This is a genomic window from Bradyrhizobium cosmicum, assembly GCF_032290525.1.
Lineage (GTDB): Bacteria > Pseudomonadota > Alphaproteobacteria > Rhizobiales > Xanthobacteraceae > Bradyrhizobium > Bradyrhizobium cosmicum_A.
Genome location: NZ_JASXTA010000218.1, coordinates 1 through 274, shown reverse-complemented (window position 1 = coordinate 274; position 274 = coordinate 1). Strand labels below are relative to the sequence as shown.

Genomic DNA, 274 nt, shown 5'->3' with positions numbered 1-274 from the left:
CCCGTGTACTCGGCGACGTTGTTCGACACCACGCCGAGGTAGCCCGCCCGTTCGGCGAGCACGTCGCCGGTGGCGGCGTCGCGGACGACGGCGCCGTAACCGGCGGGGCCGGGGTTCCCGCGGGACCCGCCGTCAGTCTCGACGACGAGGCGGCGCCCCGCCGGGCGCCCGGCTGGCGTCGGCGCGGGCGTCGGCTTCCCGCCGTCAGCCGTCACGTCGTCGCCAGGCAGGTCGAAGAGGCCCTGCTCGCCGCGCACGTTACTTGGCGTCGTCG

At 76.6% G+C, this 274-nt stretch carries 1 pseudogene; it reads right to left on the bottom strand.

Features of this window, described 5'->3' with window-relative positions:
* Positions 1–274 (bottom strand): annotated as a pseudogene (locus tag QSV46_RS39725) (hypothetical protein); the annotation flags it as partial.